General features: G+C 51.1%; 1 rRNA gene. It reads left to right on the forward strand.

Annotation, left to right across the window (positions count from 1 at the left end):
* Positions 1–1,084 (forward strand): 16S ribosomal RNA (locus B8978_RS19350); the annotation flags it as partial.
* Positions 1,085–1,156 lie beyond the last annotated feature (72 nt).

A 1,156-nucleotide genomic window follows, 5' to 3' on the forward strand; every position in this document is an offset into this window, starting at 1 on the left:
CTCTGTCTTTTGGGACGATAATGACGGTACCAAAGGAGGAAGCCACGGCTAACTACGTGCCAGCAGCCGCGGTAATACGTAGGTGGCAAGCGTTGTCCGGAATTACTGGGCGTAAAGGATGTGTAGGCGGATATTTAAGTGAGATGTGAAATCCCCGAGCTCAACTTGGGGGCTGCATTTCAAACTGGGTATCTAGAGTGCAGGAGAGGAAAGCGGAATTCCTAGTGTAGCGGTGAAATGCGTAGAGATTAGGAAGAACATCAGTGGCGAAGGCGGCTTTCTGGACTGTAACTGACGCTGAGGCATGAAAGCGTGGGGAGCAAACAGGATTAGATACCCTGGTAGTCCACGCCGTAAACGATGAGTACTAGGTGTAGGAGGTATCGACTCCTTCTGTGCCGCAGTTAACACAATAAGTACTCCGCCTGGGAAGTACGGTCGCAAGATTAAAACTCAAAGGAATTGACGGGGGCCCGCACAAGCAGCGGAGCATGTGGTTTAATTCGAAGCAACGCGAAGAACCTTACCTAGACTTGACATCCCCTGAATAACGTAGAGATACGCGAAGCCCTTCGGGGCAGGGAGACAGGTGGTGCATGGTTGTCGTCAGCTCGTGTCGTGAGATGTTGGGTTAAGTCCCGCAACGAGCGCAACCCTTATCATTAGTTGCTACCATTTAGTTGAGCACTCTAGTGAGACTGCCCGGGTTAACCGGGAGGAAGGCGGGGATGACGTCAAATCATCATGCCCCTTATGTCTAGGGCTACACACGTGCTACAATGGTGAGAACAACGAGATGCAATACCGCGAGGTGGAGCAAAACTTCAAAACTCATCTCAGTTCGGATTGTAGGCTGAAACTCGCCTACATGAAGTTGGAGTTGCTAGTAATCGCGAATCAGAATGTCGCGGTGAATACGTTCCCGGGCCTTGTACACACCGCCCGTCACACCATGAGAGCTGGTAACACCCGAAGTCCGTGAGGTAACCTTTATTGGGGCCAGCGGCCGAAGGTGGGATTAGTGATTGGGGTGAAGTCGTAACAAGGTAGCCGTAGGAGAACCTGCGGCTGGATCACCTCCTTTCTAAGGAGTCGACGCAGTAGGATAACTACTGCGACAGCAGGTTACTGAAACTTATCTCTGTTTAATTTTGAG

Source organism: Clostridium acidisoli DSM 12555, from assembly GCF_900176305.1.
GTDB classification, from domain to species: domain Bacteria; phylum Bacillota; class Clostridia; order Clostridiales; family Clostridiaceae; genus Clostridium_I; species Clostridium_I acidisoli.